We start from the raw sequence: 20341 nt of genomic DNA on the forward strand, positions 1-20341 counted from the left end.
GGAAAAAAGATGAAGAATAAAAAAATTTGGATATTTATTGGAATAATTGTGCTGATAGTTATTTTAAATCAGATTTTCGGCTGGTCATCGTATATTGGAGATATAGATAATCTGTCTTTTCTAAAGGCAATGGTGAAAAAGAATCTGGCCGTGGCAGTTTTGCTTTACATTGTATTTACTGTTGTCGGCTGTGTGGTTTTGGCGCTTCCCGGTGTTACTTTTGCTATTTTGGCAGGACTTTTGTTCGGTTCGGTTTTAGGGACAATCTGTTGTTCTGTTGCGACAACCATAGGTGCGGTTTTGGCATTTGTTGTAGGCAGATATTTTTTAAAAGAAAGCGTTAAACCTCTCGTTATTAAAAATAAATATTTAAAAAAATGGCTTTTCGATACTTCAGGGAAAAATGAGTTGTTTATTTTGATGATAACAAGGCTGGTTCCGATTTTCCCATACAACCTTCAAAATTTTGCTTATGGAATAACGGATATAAAGTTCAGTACATATACAATCGGCTCTTTTCTTTTTATGCTTCCGGGAACAGCGATGTATACGGTTGGAACAGCAGGTTTGACAAACAGTGAAAACAGGGTGCTTTATATCGGAATAGCAGTTTTACTTGCAGTTATCGTTGTGGGTGTGGGATTTTTCCTGAAAAAACGTTATATAGGGGAGGATACGAATGAAGAGTAAAGAAGATTGTATACACTGCGGTCTTTGTCGAAAGCACTGTAGTTTTTTGGAAAAATATAAATTGGATATTGGACAAATTGAAGAAAGGGAAGACCTTATTTATCACTGTTTTCTCTGTGGAAAATGTACGGAAGTGTGTCCCCAAAATATAGATGGCAGGGAAATAATTCTTCGTATGCGTCAGAAACAGGTAAAAGAAAATCAGGGAAAAGTGAAAGAAAAAGGGTACGCTATGCTGATAAAAGAAAAGAAGGATTATCTGTTTCGGAATTATCAGAATGCGACAGTAAAAAGTGTGTTGTTTACCGGCTGTAATTTTCCTTCTTTTTATCCTGCAACAACAAAATATCTTATAGAAAAACTACAAAAAGAGAAAGGGATAGGAGTTGTATTCGACTGTTGTGGAAAACCTATAGCGGAACTTGGGCTAAAGGAGCAGGAAGAAAGAATTATAGCAGAAATAGAACAAAAACTATGTCGGGAAGGTGTAGAGGAAGTCATTATGCTTTGTCCGAATTGTTATTTCTTTTTAAAAAGCCGATTGAAAGTAAAAGTGGTCAGTATCTATGAAAAGTTAAAAGAGTTTGGCTGGGGAGAGAAAATTGAAGGAAAAATCAATGTTTTTCCTCCGTGTCCCGACAGAGAAAAGCAGACGCTTTTGGAAGAGATAAAGGTGTTTCTTACGGAACCCCCCAATGTTATTCAAGATGCTCAGTGTTGTGGGCTTGGCGGGTGTGCGGGAAAAAACGAGCCGGATTTGGTGGATAACATGGTAGAAAATATACGAAAAAGTGGGAAAGTATATACATACTGTGCCTCTTGTTCGGGAAATTTTGCGAGGAAGGGATATACGGATACGGACAATCTGCTTGTGAAGATATTGAGCAGGGAAGAAAAACCGGACACGGCAAAATCTATTGTTAATCGAATGAAGATGAAATACTGGAGGGAAGAAAGTTAAGATGAAAAAAAACACCATGAAGAAAATAGGAGTACTGGTTGTACTGGCAGTTTGTATTGTAGGCTGTTACACCATTACGCCAATCAGAGATACAATGAAAGAAGTATTTCGTATGTTTGCCAGCGGAGATTTCACGGTTGTGAAAGAATTTGTTGCCTCTTATGGAATATATGCGGGAATGATTTCCTTCGGGTTAATGATTTTTCAGTCTGTAGCCGCACCGCTTCCGGCATTTTTAATTACTTTTGCCAATGCAAGTTTATTTGGCTGGTGGAAAGGGGCAATTCTTTCCTGGACAAGTGCAATGGCGGGGGCAGCGCTCTGTTTTTTCATTGCGAGAGTCTTGGGAAGGGATATTGCGGAAAAACTGACAAGTAAAGCAGGGATTGCACAAATTGATGCGTTTTTTGAGAAATACGGGAAGAATACGATTTTAATTTGCCGTCTTCTTCCATTTATTTCTTTTGATATCGTCAGTTATGCGGCAGGGCTTACATCTATGTCTTTTGGTTCGTTTATGATTGCCACGGGAATCGGACAACTGCCTGCAACAATTGTTTATTCCTATGTAGGAGGAATGCTTACGGGAGGTGCAAAACTGCTTGTGTCGGGATTGATGATTTTATTTGCTTTATCTATTTTGGTGATGATGATTAGAAAAATATACATGGACAGGCAGAGGAAAAAATGATGAAAAAAGCAGTTATTATCTTTACAAAAGCACCTATTCCCGGTCAGACGAAAACAAGAATGATGCCCCGTTTTACCCCGAAACAGTGCGCTAAACTGCATGAATGTTTTCTAAAGGACATGAGACGGGAGTGTGGCAGGGTAAAGGCGGATATTTTTGTCTGTTATACGCCTCATGAAAAAGAAGCGAAACGGCAGTTACAGTCTCTGCTTGGGACTGAAAAGAAATATTTTCACCAACAGGGAGAAGGTCTGGGTGAGAGAATGTATCAGGCGTTTGAAAAAGTATTTTCTTGCGGTTACACATCTTGCGTTCTTATGGGGACGGATATACCGGAAATCAGGAAAGAATATATTGAGAGAGCGTTTTCCGTTTTGGAGAAAAAGGACGTTGTCTTTGGGAGAACAGGAGATGGCGGATACTATCTTGTGGGAATGAAAAAGCCGAGAAAAGAAGTGTTTGGGCTTGACACATACGGGCATAAAAATGTTTTTGCCGAGACACTGAAACAATTACATGAGAAAAGTGTGAGGGTAGGTTATACGGCAACATTAGAAGATATGGATACACCGGAGGATTTGAAAGCGTATAGGAACAGAATGAGAAAGGTGGGGAAACATTTCTCCACAAAAACGGAAAATTATGTTTGGGAGCAGTTTCGCATATCTGTTATTATTCCCACTTACAATGAGGAAAAAACAATTCGGCATCTGCAAAGGCAGTTAGAACCATTAAAGAAAAAATGTGAAATTATTTTTGTGGACGGGGGAAGTACAGATGGGACGTTACAGTTAATTGACAGTGAATATCAGGTATTGCATACGAAAAAGGGAAGGGCGGAGCAGATGAATGCAGGTGCGAAGGCGAGCAGCGGAGATGTATTGTTTTTCCTTCACTGTGACAGTGAACTTCCCGAGAATCCGTTAGAAGAAATCAGGAGAGTGATGAGAAAATATAGGGCAGGCTGTTTTGGAATTGCATTTCATTCACAAAACTTTTTTATGTTTACCTGCCGTGTTATATCAAATCATCGGGTAAAAAACAGAAAGGTAATGTTTGGAGATCAGGGAATTTTTATTGACAGGGATTTATTTTTTGAAGCGGGTATGTTTCCAAATCTTCCGATTATGGAGGATTATCAATTTTCTTTAAACTTAAAGGAAAGGAAAATAAAATTGGGTATGACCCGAAAAAGAATTTATACTTCAGAAAGGAGGTTTCCAAAGGGAACAATTTCCAAATTACAGTTAATGTGGAAGATGAACCGTCTTCGTAAAATGTACAGGGACGGAGTGAACATAGAAATCATTTCCGAATTGTATAAAGATGTAAGGTAACGAAAGAGAGGAAAGGAAAATGAAAAAGAGAATTTTAGCAGGACTTTTGGCACTCGCCATGTCTTTTTCACTCATTGGGTGTAAAGGTGAAGAGTCAAAGAAAGAAAAGAAGCAGGAAAGTAACATTGAGAAAATGTCATTTGATGAAATGAAGGAAGAGGCAAAGGGAACAACAGTAACTTTTTATGGCTGGGGCGGTGATGAGAAGTTAAATGAATGGCTGGACAATGAATTTGCATCTCGCATGAAAGAAAAATACGACATTACAATGAAACGTGTTCCGATGGATATTGACCAGGTGTTAAGTCAGTTATCGGGGGAGATACAGGCAGGTGAAACAGATGGAAGCATTGATATGATTTGGATCAACGGTGAAAATTTCCAGTCTGCAAAAGAGAATAAGATGCTTTATGGTCCGTTTACCGGAAAACTTCCGAATTTCCAAAAATATGTGGATTCAAAGAGTGAAGATGTAACTCTTGATTTTGCATATGAAATCGAGGGATATGAAGCCCCTTACGGAAAGGCACAGATGGTTATGCTTGCTGATAAAGCAGTCGTTGAAGATGTTCCGACAAGTGCCGAAAAATTAAAAGAATTTGTAAAAAAATATCCGGGAAAAGTAACTTACCCTGCACTTCCCGATTTTACGGGCAGTGCATTTGTCAGAAACATTATTTATGAAATCTGCGGATATGAACAGTTTTTAACAATGAAACCGGACAAAGAAACAGTCAGAAAAGCGGTTGCTCCTGCAATGGAATATTTAAGAGAATTAAATCCATATTTGTGGAACAAAGGAAAAACATTCCCTGAATCTTCCACAACTTTGGACAAAATGTTCTCTGACGGAGAAGTGAATCTTTTTATGACATACGGCGCTTATGATGCGGCACTTAAGATTGCGGACGGGTCATATCCGGAAACAGTGCAGTCATTCCAGTTTGACAAAGGAACAATCGGAAATACAAACTTTATGGCGATTGCGAAAAACTCGGGCAACAAAGCGGGTGCCATTGTTGCAATCAATGAAATGCTTTCCCCTGAAGTGCAGGCAGACCGTTATGATAAATTAAAAGTTATTCCTGTTCTTGACAATACAAAACTTTCAGAAGAACAGAAAGAAACATTTGCATCTGTTGACTTAGGAAAAGGAATAATTCCGCAGGACGAATTATTATCAAAACGTCTTCCGGAAATGCCTGCCGAATTAGTGCCGATTATCGAAGAAATCTGGGCAGAGGAAGTTGTGGGAAAATAATATGAAAAAATGGGTACCGTATTTACTTTTGGTTCCTCAGATTGTGCTTACCGTACTATTTATGATAGGGTTAATTACAGGAATTACTCAAAGTTTTGGAGTGATTCCTGCTTTTGAATTGAGAGAACCTACATTGCGATATTATAAAGAAATTTTAATAAGACCGGATATGCTTAAGTCGGTTTTATACAGTATCAGAATCGCTTTTCTTTCCGCAGGAATTGCGACAGTCGGGGGAGTTCTTCTTTGCTATGTCTGTGTGAAAATCGGAAAGACAAAGGGAAAGGCACTCCGCGTAATTCAACTGCCGATTATTGTTCCCCATGTTATCGTTGCCCTGTTTGTCGTCAATGTTTTTTCACAAAACGGCATATTGGCGAGAATGGCGTATGCCTTCGGCTGGATTACGGAGCAGCAGCAGTTTCCGATGTTCATTTATGACACAAAGGGAATCGGTATTATTTTAGCGTATATTTGGAAAGAAATTCCGTTTATCCTCTATTTTGTCATCGCGCTTATGGCAAACATACAGGGAGGTTTGGGAGAGGCGGCAACCAATCTCGGTGCGGGAAAGTGGACGGTCCTCTGGAAAATTACATTGCCTCTCTGTAAAAATACCATTGCCGGTGGATTTTTGATTATATTTGTATTTGCATTGGGAGCGTATGAACTTCCCCTTCTGCTCGGGGCAACTCTGCCAAAGGCACTTCCGATTTTGGCATATCAGCAGTATATTCACCCCGACCTTAGAAACCGGCCTTACGCAATGGCGTTAAATGGAATCATTATTCTTATTTCTTTACTCAGTGCAGTGCTTTACTTTTTACTGATGCAGAAAAATATGAGAGAATGGAGGAAAAAACAGTCATGAAAAAAAGAAAATTCATTTTAGAAAACTGTATTTTTATTATAATGGTGACTGTTATCCTTCTTCCCATTGGGACACTGCTGATTTGGATATTTACGGAAAGATGGGCGTGGCCTGATTTTATTCCGCAGGTATTTTCGCTTCGTGCAATAAAGGAAGTAATTGGAAGAAAAGAAGAATTAGCCAGCGTGTTCTCTTCCAGTATTTTTATTTCAAGTGTGGTTGCATTTTTCTCTGCAGTCATCGGATTAATGACTGCAAGAGCAATTGTATTTTACGATTTTTTCGGGAAGAAGATAATTTATTTTCTCTCCATTCTTCCATTTATGATTCCGGGAACGGTGTTTGCCATGGGAATTCAGATTACCTTTATTAAACTTGGGCTGAATAACACCGTTTTGGGTGTAATTATTGCACATTTAATCTGTTCACTGCCTTACGCGGTACATCTTCTTATGGACGGGACGAGGGCGGTGGGAAACCGTTTGGAAGAGCAGGCGAGAGTGCTGGGTGCGTCTCCGTTTAAAGCGTTTTATAAAACAACACTGCCGCTGCTTGTGCCGGTGATTCTGTCGGCAGTCAGTATGTCCTACATTATATCTTTCAGCCAGTATTTTCTTACACTGATTATCGGCGGGGGAAATGTAAAGACATTTACGGTTGTAATGGTTCCCTATTTACAGAGCGGAAACCGAAATATTGCGAGCATTTACAGTGTGATTTTTCTCGGAGTAACCCTGCTTGTTTTTACCGTGTTTGAAATGATTGGAAGACGTTGGACAAAAAACAGCGGAGGGGAATTTTACGGTTAATTGATGAAGAGGATAGAGACATGAGTTTAACAATAAAAAATTTAAGAGTAACTTTACAGAAAAAAGAGATTTTGCATGGAATTACATTAGATATAAAAGAAGGAGAATTTATTTCTCTTTTGGGAGAGTCGGGCTGTGGAAAGACAACTTTGCTGAAATGTATCGCCGGTTTTTTGGAAGTGAAGCAGGGGAATATCCACATTCAGGGAAAATCTGTTATGAATGTGCCGCCGGAAAAGAGAGGTACGGTAATCGTTTTTCAGGATTTAAGGCTGTTTCCCCATATGACTGTGGAAAAAAACATTATGTTTCCAATGGAATTGCAAAAAATCCCTAAAAAAGTGCAGAAAGAAACGGTCAAAAAACTGCTGGAGAATGTGCAGTTGGAAGGATTTGAAAAGCGTAAAATGAGAGAAATGTCGGGAGGGCAGATGCAGAGAGTGGCAATTGCAAGGGCATTGGCGGCAAACCCGAAAGTGTTGCTCTTAGATGAGGCTTTTTCGGGATTGGACGAAAATCTCAGGGCGGAAATGAGAAGTCTTGTAAAACGGCTGCATGAAGAATGGAAGATAACAACCATTCTGGTAACTCACGACAAGAGGGAGGCGCTGCAGATTTCCGACAGGATTGCCCTGATGAGTGAAGGAAAGATTTTACAGTATGCTCCGCCAAAGGAAATATTCTGCTATCCTTCCTCGAAGAATGTGGCAGAATATTTCGGGGAGGTAAATTATATAAGCGGAACGGTGGAAAACGGCAGGTTTATCAGTGATTTATTTGAGAGGGATATAGATTTGCCAAACGGGGAATATGAAGCGATGATTCGCCCTTCTTCTGTTTCAATTACGAAGAATGGAAATTATCAGGTGGCGGACTGTACATTTATGGGAGAAATACAGGAAATAAGCATACAGGCAGGAAAGCATATGCTGAAAAGTCAGATAATGAACGGCAAATCAGAGAAAGGAGATATGGTTGGAATTGTATTCAATCAGGAAGAAATCAGTTGGTTCAAAAAGGGGGAAAAGGAAGATGAAACAAGTCATATTTGATTGTGACAATACATTTGGAGTAGAAAATTGTGATGTAGATGATGGATTGGCATTATTATATCTTCTTGGTTGTAGGGAGGCTAAAATACATGGTATTACAACAACTTATGGAAATAATGAGTTGGAAGTCGTTTATAACACAACAAAAAAGATGTTAAAAGATTTGGGAAGAATGGAAATTCCGGTCAAAAAAGGCGGTGCAAAAGCAGGAGAGTATGAAAGTGAGGCGGCAGATTATCTAGTGGAAATGGCAAATCGTTACGCAGGAGAACTGAGTATTCTCGCTACAGGTTCACTGACAAATCTTTGCGGAGCGTATGAGAAGGATTCACATTTCTTTGAAAAAGTAAAAGAGATTGTGTTAATGGGTGGAATTACAGAACCGCTTGTTTTCGAGAAAAAGGTTATGAATGAATTAAACTTTTCCTGTGACGCTTATGCGACGTGGACGGTTTTGACGAAAGGAAAAAAAGTTTCCATTATTACGGGCAATAATTGTTTAAAAGTATTGTTTACGAAAGAGGAGTATAAGGAAAGACTGTTTCAGACGGAGAATAAAGCGGCAAAGTATATTCGGGAAAAAACAGATTACTGGTTTAAGTATAATGAAGAAGACTATGGTATAAAGGGATTTTATAATTGGGACGTAATTGCGGCGGTGTACTTAATCAGTCCCCAATTATTCTCTGCGGGGGAAGAAACTCTTTTTGTTTCCAAAGAGAATTTAGAGGTCGGTTTACTAAAGAGAGAAAAAACGGGAAACTGCAGGTGTTGTTTACCCGTTATTCGGGAAGAAAAAGCATTAAAAAATGAAATATATGAGGCTTGGCTGCATGTAGAATTGCCATAAATAGATAATCTCTATATATCACGATGATATATGGAGATTATTAATTTGTGGGGAAATATGCTATATGCTATGGTAGATATAGGTGTTAAGACGGATACCAAATAAGTGAGTATGAGGAGGAAAAAAATGAAAAAGAAAAAAATCAAGCAAATTCTGTCTGTGATTTTGGTATTTGTATTGGTCATTTCCATGTCAACAACATCATTCGCCGGAGAAATTCCGGAGAAAACTGCCAATGAACAGACAGAAGAAATTAAACCTGAGGCGGAAGTTGAGGTAAAAGAAACTGAGGTAAAGGAAAATGTGCAGGAGGAAAGCACGGACAAATGGACTGTAGAAGATTTTACTTACACCACATTGAAACAGACATTAAACGGCTGTGATTATACACGGCAGTTTGTAATTGAAGGACCAGCCATTGCGGGATTTTCTGAAAGTGGTGCGAAGAAATTTGAAACAAATAAGAACCTTGTTTTGCCGTCTGTAAATGACAAGGGAGAAACATTAGTCGGAGTAGCAGAGTATGCTTTTAAAGGAAAAGGAGTTACAAGTGTTAAATTTCCGGAAGGAATGATGGTAGATTATGATGACACCGTAACAAACGTGGTTACAAAAAGAGGTAACTTTATTATCGGTACGGGAGCATTTGAGAAAAATAATCTGACAAGTGTTTATCTTCCAAAGGGAGTTATTGCGGTAATGCCGTCCGCATTTAAAAACAATCAGTTGACAAAGGTAAGTCTTCCAAGCACAATTTGGTGGATTGAGAATTCATGTTTTGCCTACAATAAACTGAGTACGGTAGGATTTCCTAAAACCTGTGATTTTCAGGCACAGATACATGCTTTTGCATTTGCACATAATAACATTAAATCCGTAAGACTTCCTGACTATATGGAGGTTGTGGAAAAGAAGGCATTTTATTGGAATCCGGGTATGGAAGAATGTCCTGAGGAAGCGCCAGATAAAGAAAAGCAGATGGGCGGAGTTGTCCATATGTATACGGACAATCCTAATTTAGCCAATATGGAGAGAATCCATCATATTGAGAGAACAGCAGAATCCCAAAAATCATGGCACCAAAGATTGATTGTAGGAAATCTTCCTCAAGGGGAAAAAGAATGGAATGCAGATGATTTTACAATTGAAGGAACAACGATTACAGGGCTATCTGCAAAAGGAATTGAGAAAAGAAAAATAAATAAAAATTTAGTTCTGCCGGACAAGAATAAGGCAGGACAACCAATTACGGAAATTGCGGGAACGACACAAACGGTTGGAATTTTTGCAACAGCAGAGGAGAAAATTGACAGTGTTTCTCTGCCAATGTATTTGGAGAAGATTGGAAACAGAGCGTTTGCAAACAGCGGTCTGAAAAGAGTGGAAGAGTTTCCTTCCACGTTGAAAGAAATCGGTATGGCAGCATTCCAGATGAATGAACTGACAAGTGTGATTTTACCGGATAGTGTTACAATACTTGGCGGAGGAGCGTTTGGCTCAAACCCAAAACTGGAAGTAATCATTCTTTCAAAAGGACTAAAAGAAATTCCGGCGGGAGCATTCGGCTGTAGTACGGCACAGGAATATATGACAAATTTGACAAAATTAAATATTCCTGAGGGTATTACAAAAATTGGAAATAACGCATTTGCCGGAAATAATATTAAAGATATTGTTATCCCGTCTACCGTAAAAGAAATTGGTGATTTTGCATTTTCAACGAAGAACTATTTGAAAGAAGAATGTACATTAACACTTTCGGAGGGATTAGAAAAAATCGGAAAAAGAGCATTCCGCAACAAAGTAATTGCTGAAGTAGAATTACCGTCTACGGTAAAAGCCTTAAGCGATAAAGTTTTTGAAAAAGAGTATTCGGACGATACGCAGGCAGTGAAAACAAAGGTATATGTCAATAAGAAACAATATTCTGATAAGGAAAACTTTCCGGCATCGGATTACCACGAGTATGTTTTGAAAATTGACAAAAACGATACGGAATGGGACGCATATGATTTTACATACAGTAAAATTTCTCAGAAATTATATCCTGCACATGACACGGAAGATGTGATGGTGATTGAGGGAACAGGCATTATAGGTCTATCTGAATATGGAGAGGCAAAACTGGAGTTAAATAAAAATGTAGTTATTCCGAAGAAAGATACGGAAGGAAATACAATTATAGGAATCGGGGAAAGGGCATTCCAGAAGAAAGGAATTGAATCGGTTATATTCCCGGAAGGAGTTATGACGGATTATCATGGCAATGATGCAGCAGAGGGTGTGACAAAAAGAGGTAATTTTATTATTTTAAGTAATGCTTTTTCAGGAAATTTACTGACTTCCGTAGACTTGCCGGAAGGGGTTATCTATGTAGGAAATAATGCTTTTAAAGGAAATAAGTTGAGTACGGTTTCTATGTCACATACGATTTGGCAGATTGCTTCACAGGCTTTTGCCACAAATCAGATTACAACAGTAGATTTTCCACAAACCTGTGATTTTAAATTAAATTTAGATAATATGTCATTTGCTCAAAATAAAATCCGTGCAGTAAGATTACCGGACAGAACAGAGAAAGTAACAAATTCTGTATTTTTCCAGTGTACAGGTATGGAACCGGTAGCGGAAAATGCACCAAATGCAAATTATAAAAAAGGCGGAGTGGTATATATGTATACCGACAATGCTGATTTGAAGAAAGAATCTTATATTACACATACGGAAGGCGTAGGTTCAGGAGTAGGCACAAGCGGAACAAAATCATGGGTACAGAAATTAATTGTAGGTGCGATGCCTGAAGAGTTGAAACCATGGAATGAAAATGATTTTACTTATGAGGGGACGGTAATCACAGGACTTTCCGCATCGGGAATTGCGAAGAGAAAGAGTAATCCGGAATTAGTTTTACCGGATAAAAACCTGCAGGGACAGGCAATAACGGGATTGAAAGATGCAACTTCTTCATATAGTCTGTTTGCCACGAAAGAAGAGAAGTTCAATACGGTTGTTTTACCAAAAAATTTAGAAAGAATCGGAAAGAACGTCTTTGCAGACAGCGGCTTGACAAAAGTGGTATTTCCTGAAACACTGACGGAAATTGACAGTGGAGCATTTAGACAAAATAATCTGGTTCATATTGTTTTGCCGGACAGTATTAAAGAATTGGGAACAGGTATTTTTGCATCAAACTTTACAGTGGAAACGGTTAAATTCCCAAAAAATATTACGGAAATACCGGCGGGAATGTTTAGTTGTTCGGGACAGATTTCAGCAGAAAAATTTACTGAAATTACATTGCCGGAAGGAATTACAAAAATCGGAAGCAATGCATTTGCGGGAAATAATTTCTCAAAAGTGGTTATCCCAAAAGGTGTTAAAGTGATTGACAGTTCAGCATTTGCACAGACACAGGATCATAGGGCATTGAAAGAAATTGTTCTGCCTGAAGGACTTGAGAGTATTGGACGGTGGGCATTCCGCTACTCTTTAGTAAAAGAAGTGAATCTCCCGTCGACAGTAACAGAATTAAATAAAGATGCGTTTAGAGACAACGGAGGAAAAGTAACCCTTTATGTAACAAATAAGGAGCAACTGGAAAATCACGATAAATTTGTGGCACAGTCTGCTTATCATCAGACTGTTTACAATAATTTAGTTGGAACAGGTTGGAATTATGATGATTTCATTTTTGAGGGAAACAAATTAAAAGGCTGGTCTGCGAAAGGAAATCAGACACGTTTGGAAAATAAAGAATTGGTTCTGCCGGAAATCAATCCGGAAACAAAAGAAGAAATCACAATTATTGACAACGGTGCATTTAAAATTCCGGACAACGAAGTTGAGCAGTTAAAAGACGGTGTTATTTCACCGAATGGAATGAAGACGGTAAAAATACCTGAAACGGTTACCGTACTGGGAGAAAAAGCATTTGAATATAATAACTTTAAAAAAGTGGATTTCCCGAATCAGTTAAAAACAGTTGGTTTACATTGCTTTCACGGAAATAAACTGGAGGAGGTCATTCTTCCCGACAGTGCAACTGACTTGCAAAGCGGAGCGTTTTCAGAAAACAACATTACAAAGATTAGACTTCCGAAAGGTTTAAAATCAATATCTCAAGGGTTATTCTCAATGAATATCAGATTAGAGAAAGTGGAAATACCTGAAACGGTTACGGAAATCGGTGATATGGCATTTGCCGGTGCAAGACTGTCCAGTCTTTATATTCCAAAATCCGTAACTAAAATTGGAAGAAAAGCATTCCATTTACATCACCTGAAAGAATTAACCATTCCGGGAAATGTAAAAGAAATTGGAGATTCTGCCTTTGAGGGAACATTTAAAGCAATCACACTGAAAAAACTTGTATTACAGGAAGGTATCGAATCTATTGGTTCATGTGCATTTAAAGAAGGATACTTGGAGAGCGTAAAATTGCCAAAATCATTAAAAACATTAGCAGATGATGCGTTTGAGGCAAATGCGGGAACAAATAATGACCATGTAGTTGTATGTTACACAGAAAACGTAAACCATTTAGATTTTCCGGAATCAAAATCTCATCGTATTGTTTTACAGGCACAGTGGGACAGCGAGTGTTTTATCTTTGAAGGAAATAAAGTTGTAGGACTAAGCAGAAAAGGTCTTGCACTTATTCAGGAAAATAAAGAGATGATTATACCGGATAAGACACCAGAAGGAGTAACTGTTTTGGAAATCGGACAAAATGCCTTTAAAGGATACGGTATTACAAAAGTACAACTTCCAAAAACACTTCAGGTTATTGGAGAAAAGGCATTTGCAGAAAATAAACTGCAGAGTGTGGAACTGCCGAATACGGTAGAAAAAATTGCAGAGAACAGTTTTGAAGGACACAAAAAAGATGTACAACTTTTCGTTCGCAGTCAGGAAACTTTTGACCGTTTAAATCAGATGAAATATAAAGATGCCGTGTTAGTGAATTTGACGGAAGAAAAACCGGATAACAAACCGGACGGAAATCAGGACGATACTCAAAACACACATGGAAGCCGGCCGGAAAATAAACCTGTACATACACCTGTTAAAACAGGTGATACAGCCCCAATTGTCCCGCTTGTAATCATAAGCGGTTTAGCATTAATGTTCGTATGGGGACAGTTATTTAAGAAGAAAAACAGATAACAGATAATAAAATATCCCTTTTTAACTATTTTTTCAAAAGAATGCATAGTTTAAAGGGATATTTTTTGTTGAATTGAATAGAAAAAATCTATAATTATATAGAAATATTAATAAATAGAGATATATATAAATTATTTATAAGAAAAGTGAGAAAATTTATTGACTTTTCTCATCAGAAAAAATAGAATTACTAAGGATACACACGACTACGTGTAGAGAAGAAAAAAGGAAGGAGAATTAAGATGATACGGAAACGTACAGAAAAAGTATTGGCATGGCTGCTGACACTGGCACTGGTAGTTGGAAGTTTTGTTTCGTTCCCTGCGAAAGCGGCAACTTCTACGATTTGGGAAGTAAAAGTTCAGAAAACAGAAATTTCCGGTAAAGGTGGAAATGTAGAAGTGAACGTTAGAGGTGAAAATCTTGGATCGCAGGTATGGTATAAGATTTCAACAAAAGTAGACGGTATGCCCGTAAAACTTGTTGACCATACAGCAGTGGACTGTCCGGGAAGCAATGGAGGAAATATACAGATTCCAATTCCGGCAAATACGGGAGACACAGCGAGAAAACTTACAATTTCTATCACAGATACAGACAATAAGTTTGGAAGTTATGTGAAAGCGGACAAGGAAATTACACAGGCGTCTGCATCAGGTTCTGAGACACCGGGGGAAGATAAGACAGAATTAAATAAATTAATCACACAGGCAGAGGGATACAACAGGTCAGATTACACTGTTGATAGTTGGAATAACCTTCAGACAGTTCTCGCAAATGTGAAAAAAGTGAGAGATAACACAGCCGCAACAAAAGAACAGATTGTGGAGGCAACAGCAAACCTTCAGAAAGCCATTGATGATTTGGCGTTTGCAGAAGGAGCAGGAAACACATCAAATATCCGTGCAATTGTAAAAGATGAAAATGGAAAGGCTGTTGAAGGACTTCAGTTTATCATCATTGATGCAAGTGCAGGGGAAGCAGAGATTGCCAAACCTGTTTCAGACAAAAACGGCGTGATTCAGTATCCTGCAAAAGACTTGGTAAACGGTGAATACCGAATGAAACTGGAAAGAATTGGAGACTATTTCTGTAAGCCAAACGATGGTTACTTATATGAAGTGGTAAACGGAAAAGTTGTTAAGGTTGACGGAAAAGAATATACAGGAAAAGAAGACATTAAATTTACTGCACAGAAAATCGGAGGCGGAACAGACCCGGAAGGGCCACAGGCAGATAAGAAAAGTCTTACGGTAAATGTAACAGATACAAATGGGCTTCCATTTGATGATTGTGGGTTTACCTTAGTTGATACAGAATATCCTAACAATGAAGGAATGGCAAAGAAAGCAACAAACGGTGTGCTGAAATTGAAAATAACAGATAAATCGGCAACATCGATGATTCTTCGTGTACATAAAAATTATAAAGATGAATATACAGCAACACCGGCGGAGTTAAAACTGACTTTGAAAAAAGGTGAGATTACTCATGTAAACGGTGAAGCATATGACGGAACACAGAAGTATACAATCAAAGTGAAGAGAAATGGTGAGGCAGAGCAGAAACCGGCTATTTCTACTGCATATGTGGATAAGAATGAATTGGATTATAACGGTGGAGAAGTTTCACTAACTGTAACTGGAAAATTACTTAAAAATAACTTAAAAGTAACTGTCTTTAAAGATGGTGCAGTAAGTGATATTAAGGTAATGAATGTAGAGGATACAGACTTTTTCCAGGCATTTAAGATTTATTTACCGGAAAATGCAACCACAGAAAAGAAAACATATCGTATTCACTGTGCTGTAAGTGAGAATGAGTTAGAAGCAAAAAACTGTATTGTTACGGTTGATAAAAAACAGGAAACAAATCCGGGCGGAGAAGAGGCAAAGATTACTTCTTTGAAAGCAACACCGGATAAATTAGCTGCAAAGGGTGGAACAATTCAACTTCAGGTAGAAGGAGAAAATCTGACGGCAGCTAACTGGGGTGCAGAGGCAACAGGAGTTCTTGAAGGAACAGACATGGAGAGAGGCACAGTTCGTGCTGCAGATGTGACTGAAAACGGAGCAACTCTTACAATTGGCAAAAACTCAATTCAGACAAACAGAGTCGTTTGGACAGTCAAAGCAGGTCCGATAAAGGACGGTGTAATTGAAGCACAGCAGACAATTAAAGTTTATCAGGACAAAAATATCGTAGTGGAAAGAGTTAACATTACAGATGTTTCACAAGTAGATGATAATACAATTGTCACTACATTTGAAAAAGAAATCCAATTAGGATTAAAAAACGGTGAAGAATTAAAGAAATTAATTTATATAGACGGTGTTAAAAAAGTAGATGACAAGGAATTTACGGAAGGAACATATTGTTTACAGGAAGGTGATGAGGTTACAACAGACGGAAATCAGTTAATCATTAACCTGAAACATAAATTAAGCCTGGGTGTATCAGCACAATTACATTTGGAGCAGGGCGCATTAAAAACAATGGACGGTGTTATAGTAAAAGAGATTTCTTATATTATTACATCTAAACCAAGTGTAAACCGCATCGAATATGAAAAAGATGTATTTGATTACAAAGGCGGAACAGCAGTTGCGAAACTGAAAGGTGTTCGTCTTGCCGAATTAAAAGACGGTGAGATTGTTGCAAGAGTATCAGATTCTGTTACAACACAGGAATATGAAGCAGGACTTAAAATTACGATGGGAGCAGAACCTATAGTAACATTTAATGTTCCGGAAAATAAAACAGATAAAACACAATCATACTTATTGAGTATAGAAGTAAACGGAACTCCTGTATATGAAGGAGTAGGCGGAAATCCTGCAAGAAGAGCGATTGTTTCCGTACTGCCTAAGGGAGCAGATCAAAAAGCCCAGACACTAAGCGGTATGACTATTACAGGAAATAATAAAGTCGGAGAAAGCGGTGACCAGACAAGTATCGAGGTTATGGTTTCTAAGCAGGAAGGTGAGTTAAAGACAAAGTTAAAATTGTCTGGAACAAACTTAAATCCAAAAACAACAAAAGTACGTGCGATTGATGAAAGCGGTGTAATTTGGCCTGTATATAACGTCCCTGAGTGAGACGGCACATGGCGATTCGTTGCAATCGCAGGACCAAACGGTAACGGTGTTTATGGAGAAGAAGGAAGCAATAGTTTATCTATCGAGGTATTACCACCTCGTTTAGCAGGAACAAACAAAGTATACAAACTTCAGGTAGCATTGGACGGGGTTCACTTCCTCGAAAATCCGTTTGTAACATTAAAAGTGAATAATGAAGCAATTCAGGACGAAACAGATTTTACACAGTGTAACAAAGAAAATTTAATTGATATTACAGAAAAATTTGTAGATGCGGAAACAGGAAAAGAAATTGCTCCTGCAGATGTAAATAAAGCATATAGTATCAGTATGTATAATCAGTTGGATATTGGACCAAAGAAAATTGAAGGATATGAATATGTGTCCGGACCGGATATGAAAGGATACAAAGATCTGTTTATTAAAGATACTGAAGGTAAAGATAAATTAGGATTAGACGGAAAACCGGGTAGAGATGATGAATTTGTATTCAAATACAAAAAAGTAACAAATAAACCGGATACGAATCCTGATGACTCTGACAGTTCAAATAACCAGGGTTCAGGTCAGCCGGGACAGAGCCAGTCAGGAGCCGGACAGAACGGTTCCGGTTCAAAACAACCTGTAAAAACAGGAGATACAACTCCTATTCTTCCGATAGCGGGAGCGGCAGTAGTATCACTTGTCGGCATTGTGTTTGTTTTATCAAAGAAAAGAAGATAGAGTGATATAAGGCAGGGAAGCCGATGCAAAACAGATGGGTAATCTGTGGCATCGGCTTCTTTTATGGTACTTAAACTATAATAATTATTGAAGAAGAGACAATCTACCCCTTCTCCAAAAGAACAAAATGATTTCTTGAAAATGACAATAATCCTTCATCTCTTAATTTACACAATTCATTGGACATGGCGCTTCTATCCACCGAGAGAAAATCTGCAAGCTGCTGGCGGTTAAAAGGCACATCAAAGGCAGCGCTTTTATGCTTTTTGGCCTGTTCGGAAAGGTAAGAAAGCAGTTTTTCTTTTGTTGTTCTTTTTGACATGTGTCCCAGTTTCTGCACAAGTCCCCTGTTTTTAGCAGAAATGGCGTAAAAGAGATTCTGTATCAATAGTGAGTGAAATGTGCAGGCGGAGGAACAGACGGTAAGGATTTTCTGTATATCTAAAAACATGACCTTACTTTCTTCGATGGCGATAACATCGTTTAATAGAGGTTCACTTCCGGGTGCGGCATAGGCCTCGCCAAACATTTCCCCTGCGTTTATTTGATTTACAATGCTTCGATTTCCCCAAAAGTCATCTTTTTGTATATGGAGCGTCCCCTCGACTAAGATAGTAATATAATGAATAGATTCCCCTTGGCGAAAGACAAATTCGCCCTTTTTGTATGTGCGCAGTTTTGCTTTCAAGCAGTCAAATATCAATTCAATTTCGTTTTCCCGTATGCCTGAAAACAATTGTGATTTTTTTAAAACAGCCAAATATTCTTTCATAAACCCTCAATTCTGTTGTATATACAACCGTTTTGTTCTGATTAGTATAGTATACTATGGGCAGAAAGTCAAAGGAGAGGTAAATATATGATTAGAAAAATTATTAAAATTAATGAAGAAAAATGTAACGGTTGCGGCGCCTGTGCATCTGCCTGTCGCGAGGGAGCAATCGAGATGGTTGATGGAAAGGCGAAATTGATGCGGGAAGATTATTGTGACGGATTGGGCGATTGTCTGCCTGCCTGTCCGGTTGATGCGATTCGATTTGAGGAGAGAGAGGCCCCTGCTTACAATGAAGCGGCAGTTATGGAGGCGAAAAGAAGAAAAGAACATGGAGCAGGACAACTTTCACAGTGGCCTGTACAGATTAAACTTGTGCCTGTAAATGCGCCATATTTTGATAATGCAAACCTGCTTGTGGCAGCAGACTGTACGGCATACGCTTACGGTAATTTTCACAATGAATTTATCAAGAATAGAATTACACTTATAGGCTGCCCTAAACTTGATGAGGGGAACTATACAGAGAAACTGACAGAGATTATTGCAAACAATAATTTGAAAAGCGTGACGGTTGTCAGAATGGAAGTTCCATGCTGTGGCGGTATTGAAAATGCGGTGAAAAACGCTTTGCAAAAGAGCGGTAAGTTTATTCCGTGGAGAGTTGTCGTTATCTCAACAGACGGCAAAATTATAGAAGATTAAGGAAACATTGTTTTTTCTCCCTATTTCATATATACTGATATCGTATGTGTAAAAATATCGGAGGAAAATAAATGAGAAATAGAATAAAAAGAGGAATTGGAATTTTGCTCAGCATGGTTCTGATTTTTCAATGTGGAGGATATGTTCAGGCAACGGAGCAGATGACACCTGAACAGACAAAAGAGGCGGAGATACAGGCGTCTTATAATAAAACAATAGAGAGTAACGCAATACAAAACTGGCCGCAGGGACCACAGGTCTACGGAGACTCCGCCATTGTAATGGATATGAAGACAGGAGCAATCCTGTATGCAAAAGGAATTGACGAGGAGAGATATCCGGCGAGCATTACGAAAATATTGACAGCCTTAGTTGCCATTGAAAATTCACAGATGACAGATATGGTGAAATTTTCGGAGGAAAGTATTCAGTCATTGGAACCGGGATATGCCCACATTGCCATGAAGGCAGGAGAAGAAATCACCATGAAAGATGCGCTCCACGCATTGATGCTTGCTTCAGCAAATGAAGTGGCTTATGCTATCGGGGAAACGGTAGGTGGCACACACGAAAATTTCATTAAAATGATGAATGATAAGGCAAAAGAATTAGGTTGTACACATACACATTTTATTAATACAAACGGAATGTTTGACGAACAGCACTATACTTCTGCAAGAGATATGGCGCTGATTGCGCGGGCGGCATTTAGTCATCAGGAATTGTTAGATATTGTACAGACGTTGCAGTATACGATTCCGCCGACTAATATGGAAAGTGAACCGAGAATCTTTCAGCAGAAACATAAAATGCTTTTGAATGGGAAATATCATGATAATCGTTGTATTGGCGGGAAAACGGGTTATACGGAAAAAGCTTATAATACACTTGTGACGGTTATGGAACAGGGCGATATGGAAATCGTGGCAGTTATTATGAGGTCGCGGAGAGATACTTTTGAAGATACAAAGAAAATTTGCGATTACGCCTTTAATAATTTTCGGGAAGTAAATATTTCTGCCAACGAGAAATCAGATAAGGTAAGCGACATTGACGGGGAAGCCTGTGTGACTTTACCGAAAAATATAGAGTTTAATCAACTGAGCCGGCAATATGAGAAAGATAAAGTGAATTATTGTTATGAAGGACAATTTGTGGGAGAGACAAAGGCAAAGATAAAAGAAGTGAAAAAGGAAACAAAAAAAGAGCCTGAAACAAAGAAGAGTGATACGTTTCTGATGAAAACGATTATCGCGGTTATTCTACTTCTGATTATCGGGTTTACCGTTCTTCTCATTTTAAATACAATTCGCAGAAAAAAAAGAAAACGGAACAGATCATAAACAAAAGGAACT

Annotated in this window: 15 protein-coding genes; 14 read left to right on the forward strand and 1 reads right to left on the reverse strand. The window is 38.5% G+C overall.

Features of this window, described 5'->3' with window-relative positions; all coding sequences use genetic code 11:
- Nucleotides 1-9 precede the first annotated feature (9 nt).
- The 12 genes from ACYQ35_RS03065 (at nt 10) to ACYQ35_RS03120 (ending at nt 17509) form a co-directional block, all read left to right on the forward strand.
- Nucleotides 10-690 (forward strand): TVP38/TMEM64 family protein, encoded by a 681-nt coding sequence (locus ACYQ35_RS03065; protein ID WP_459830174.1) that lies wholly within the window; start codon nt 10-12, stop codon nt 688-690.
- Nucleotides 680-1651, forward strand: a complete 972-nt coding sequence (locus ACYQ35_RS03070; RefSeq protein ID WP_459830177.1) for a (Fe-S)-binding protein — start codon at nt 680-682, stop codon at nt 1649-1651. The genes ACYQ35_RS03065 and ACYQ35_RS03070 overlap by 11 nt, the downstream gene beginning before the upstream one ends.
- Nucleotide 1652: 1 nt before the next feature.
- The gene (locus ACYQ35_RS03075; protein ID WP_459830181.1) at nt 1653-2342 is read left to right on the forward strand and encodes a TVP38/TMEM64 family protein; all 690 of its coding nucleotides are present in this window, start codon (nt 1653-1655) and stop codon (nt 2340-2342) included.
- Complete coding sequence (locus tag ACYQ35_RS03080) at nt 2342-3679, forward strand: TIGR04283 family arsenosugar biosynthesis glycosyltransferase (protein ID WP_459830353.1); 1338 nt, start codon at nt 2342-2344, stop codon at nt 3677-3679. Before ACYQ35_RS03075 ends, ACYQ35_RS03080 begins: the two co-directional genes overlap by 1 nt.
- 19 nt (nt 3680-3698) lie before the next feature.
- On the forward strand, nt 3699-4940 hold the full coding sequence (locus ACYQ35_RS03085; protein WP_459830184.1) for an ABC transporter substrate-binding protein: 1242 nt from the start codon (nt 3699-3701) through the stop codon (nt 4938-4940).
- Between the two features lies 1 nt (nt 4941).
- Entirely contained in the window at nt 4942-5811 is an 870-nt protein-coding gene (locus ACYQ35_RS03090) for an ABC transporter permease (protein WP_459830187.1), read from the forward strand.
- Nucleotides 5808-6620 carry an ABC transporter permease gene (locus tag ACYQ35_RS03095; protein ID WP_459830190.1) on the forward strand — a complete coding sequence of 271 codons (813 nt, stop codon included), beginning with the start codon at nt 5808-5810 and terminating at the stop codon, nt 6618-6620. Before ACYQ35_RS03090 ends, ACYQ35_RS03095 begins: the two co-directional genes overlap by 4 nt.
- A 20-nt stretch (nt 6621-6640) precedes the next feature.
- The gene (locus tag ACYQ35_RS03100; RefSeq protein ID WP_459830193.1) at nt 6641-7672 is read left to right on the forward strand and encodes an ABC transporter ATP-binding protein; all 1032 of its coding nucleotides are present in this window, start codon (nt 6641-6643) and stop codon (nt 7670-7672) included.
- Nucleotides 7653-8522 carry a nucleoside hydrolase gene (locus ACYQ35_RS03105; RefSeq protein ID WP_459830196.1) on the forward strand — a complete coding sequence of 290 codons (870 nt, stop codon included), beginning with the start codon at nt 7653-7655 and terminating at the stop codon, nt 8520-8522. The genes ACYQ35_RS03100 and ACYQ35_RS03105 overlap by 20 nt, the downstream gene beginning before the upstream one ends.
- A gap of 126 nt (nt 8523-8648) precedes the next feature.
- The gene (locus ACYQ35_RS03110) at nt 8649-13688 is read left to right on the forward strand and encodes a leucine-rich repeat domain-containing protein (protein ID WP_459830199.1); all 5040 of its coding nucleotides are present in this window, start codon (nt 8649-8651) and stop codon (nt 13686-13688) included.
- 242 nt (nt 13689-13930) lie between these two features.
- Nucleotides 13931-16786, forward strand: a complete 2856-nt coding sequence (locus ACYQ35_RS03115) for an FIVAR domain-containing protein (RefSeq protein WP_459830202.1) — start codon at nt 13931-13933, stop codon at nt 16784-16786.
- Between the two features lie 141 nt (nt 16787-16927).
- Nucleotides 16928-17509: an LPXTG cell wall anchor domain-containing protein gene (locus ACYQ35_RS03120; protein WP_459830204.1), complete on the forward strand. Its 582-nt coding sequence runs from the start codon at nt 16928-16930 to the stop codon at nt 17507-17509.
- A 103-nt stretch (nt 17510-17612) separates the two neighbouring features.
- Here ACYQ35_RS03120 and ACYQ35_RS03125 read toward each other — a convergent pair whose 3' ends face one another.
- The gene (locus ACYQ35_RS03125; RefSeq protein ID WP_459830206.1) at nt 17613-18281 is read right to left on the reverse strand and encodes a Crp/Fnr family transcriptional regulator; all 669 of its coding nucleotides are present in this window, start codon (nt 18279-18281) and stop codon (nt 17613-17615) included.
- A gap of 87 nt (nt 18282-18368) precedes the next feature.
- Here ACYQ35_RS03125 and ACYQ35_RS03130 point away from each other — a divergent pair, with 87 nt between their 5' ends.
- Both ACYQ35_RS03130 and ACYQ35_RS03135 read left to right on the forward strand, forming a co-directional pair.
- Nucleotides 18369-18986: an ATP-binding protein gene (locus tag ACYQ35_RS03130; protein ID WP_459830209.1), complete on the forward strand. Its 618-nt coding sequence runs from the start codon at nt 18369-18371 to the stop codon at nt 18984-18986.
- Nucleotides 18987-19057: 71 nt separating this feature from the next.
- A complete protein-coding gene (locus ACYQ35_RS03135; protein WP_009461874.1) occupies nt 19058-20329 on the forward strand; it encodes a D-alanyl-D-alanine carboxypeptidase family protein in 1272 nt (423 codons plus the stop codon).
- The last annotated feature ends 12 nt before the right edge of the window (nt 20330-20341 follow it).

Source organism: Faecalimonas hominis (assembly GCF_054660755.1).

What these genes read in the sequence shown, in the direction of transcription:
- ACYQ35_RS03065 (WP_459830174.1), top strand. Translation starts at nt 10, where the DNA reads ATGAAGAATAAAAAAATTTGGATATTTATTGGAATAATTGTGCTGATA.
- ACYQ35_RS03070 (WP_459830177.1), top strand. Translation starts at nt 680, where the DNA reads ATGAAGAGTAAAGAAGATTGTATACACTGCGGTCTTTGTCGAAAGCAC.
- ACYQ35_RS03075 (WP_459830181.1), top strand. Translation starts at nt 1,653, where the DNA reads ATGAAAAAAAACACCATGAAGAAAATAGGAGTACTGGTTGTACTGGCA.
- ACYQ35_RS03080 (WP_459830353.1), top strand. Translation starts at nt 2,342, where the DNA reads ATGAAAAAAGCAGTTATTATCTTTACAAAAGCACCTATTCCCGGTCAG.
- ACYQ35_RS03085 (WP_459830184.1), top strand. Translation starts at nt 3,699, where the DNA reads ATGAAAAAGAGAATTTTAGCAGGACTTTTGGCACTCGCCATGTCTTTT.
- ACYQ35_RS03090 (WP_459830187.1), top strand. Translation starts at nt 4,942, where the DNA reads ATGAAAAAATGGGTACCGTATTTACTTTTGGTTCCTCAGATTGTGCTT.
- ACYQ35_RS03095 (WP_459830190.1), top strand. Translation starts at nt 5,808, where the DNA reads ATGAAAAAAAGAAAATTCATTTTAGAAAACTGTATTTTTATTATAATG.
- ACYQ35_RS03100 (WP_459830193.1), top strand. Translation starts at nt 6,641, where the DNA reads ATGAGTTTAACAATAAAAAATTTAAGAGTAACTTTACAGAAAAAAGAG.
- ACYQ35_RS03105 (WP_459830196.1), top strand. Translation starts at nt 7,653, where the DNA reads ATGAAACAAGTCATATTTGATTGTGACAATACATTTGGAGTAGAAAAT.
- ACYQ35_RS03110 (WP_459830199.1), top strand. Translation starts at nt 8,649, where the DNA reads ATGAAAAAGAAAAAAATCAAGCAAATTCTGTCTGTGATTTTGGTATTT.
- ACYQ35_RS03115 (WP_459830202.1), top strand. Translation starts at nt 13,931, where the DNA reads ATGATACGGAAACGTACAGAAAAAGTATTGGCATGGCTGCTGACACTG.
- ACYQ35_RS03125 (WP_459830206.1), bottom strand. Translation starts at nt 18,281, where the DNA reads ATGAAAGAATATTTGGCTGTTTTAAAAAAATCACAATTGTTTTCAGGC.
- ACYQ35_RS03130 (WP_459830209.1), top strand. Translation starts at nt 18,369, where the DNA reads ATGATTAGAAAAATTATTAAAATTAATGAAGAAAAATGTAACGGTTGC.
- ACYQ35_RS03135 (WP_009461874.1), top strand. Translation starts at nt 19,058, where the DNA reads ATGAGAAATAGAATAAAAAGAGGAATTGGAATTTTGCTCAGCATGGTT.